This is a genomic window from Acinetobacter sp. WCHAc060042 (assembly GCF_003231195.1).
Lineage (GTDB): Bacteria > Pseudomonadota > Gammaproteobacteria > Pseudomonadales > Moraxellaceae > Acinetobacter.
The window spans coordinates 1-1272 of record NZ_QKVN01000096.1 but is presented as its reverse complement, the minus strand read 5'-3'; the positions used below and the strand labels follow the sequence as shown (position 1 = coordinate 1272).

The 1272-nt window shown below is 38.1% G+C and carries 1 protein-coding gene; it reads right to left on the bottom strand.

All coding sequences use genetic code 11. From position 1 onward, the window contains the following. Positions 1-17: 17 nt before the first annotated feature. A complete protein-coding gene (locus tag DPG01_RS18325) occupies positions 18-1175 on the bottom strand; it encodes an IS4 family transposase (protein WP_110975997.1) in 1158 nt (385 codons plus the stop codon). Positions 1176-1272: the final 97 nt, after the last annotated feature.

The window sequence follows — 1272 nt, the reverse complement described above, 5'->3', positions numbered from 1 at the left end:
GCACTGCTGTCCCACAATTATTCCAAGAAGAACCTCAATTGAGGTTCTTCTTGTTTTCGCCACTTCTTATCGGGTAAAAATAATGCCTTGAGATACTTCCTTTCAAATAAATTCACCTGAATAATTCTTAATAATCTTTGAATACTCCAGCCTTCCTGCGCCATATGTTTGGCAAAGCTCACTAGCAAGTAGGCGATTAATGCAATCCATATTTGTGTTTGTATTGCATTACGACTTCGGCCTAAAAATGATTTCAATTTTAAATTCTGCTTAATCGCTTTAAAGAATAGTTCTACTTTCCAACGATCTTTGTAGATCGCTGCAATCGTGGATGCCGCTAGATGGAAATTATTGCTTAGAAATTCGAAGCTCCTTTGCTTTTCAGCATCATAAAATTCTATACGCCTTAATCGCTTCGGTGCTCCTCTTTTCTTGGCATGGATACTCGTTAATTCAATGCATTCATCCGAAAGAATCCCCTTGCAAGCCAAGACCTTATAGCTCGATTTAACTTGATAAACTGTCTTTGGACGTAGTCGAGTCACAAAACTGATGTTCTGATCTGTTAACTGAGCAAACCATTGATAATCAATATATCCTTTATCAAATACCACAATACTTCTAGCAGGAAATCTAAGTGCTCTGCCTTGCACCATATCATTTTTAATGCCATCTCCAAGTGCCACGAATTCAGGGATGGTATTACTATGATTTAAACCAACGGTCAGTTTAATGCTAGCTTTAGATTCATGTAGTTTTGCCCATTCACATAAGGACAGTGAAAGATCAATGTGGCTTGCATCAAGTGAATACAGCGGATTCTTAAATCGAAATTTATGTGCAATCTTCGTGTTTTCACAATGCCGAAGTAACTGAGTAAATAATTGCTGATATAGGCTGGCAGGCTGTTCTTCATTGATTCTTGCCAAGGTGCTTCGTGCAATAGTCTTAGCACCGAGATGATAGAGCTTTTCCTGCTGTGATTCGAGATTGGATTGAATATCTCTTAAGCTTTGTCGACAGGACAGCTGGGACATCAATATGGCAATAAACTGATCCCAGCGTGTGGCTGATCTTAATTTTTGTCCACAATGATGCTGCTTGGCAAGACGTTCAAAATCACATCGTGAAATAGGTTTAAGTAATTGATGAAATACGGTATTCTGATGTGACAAAACCTGAGTCCTTGTAGTTAAAGTGTTTGTTCGCACTTATATTTTAACTATTTTGGACTCAGGTTTTTTATTTAAACAAAACTATGGGACAGCAGTG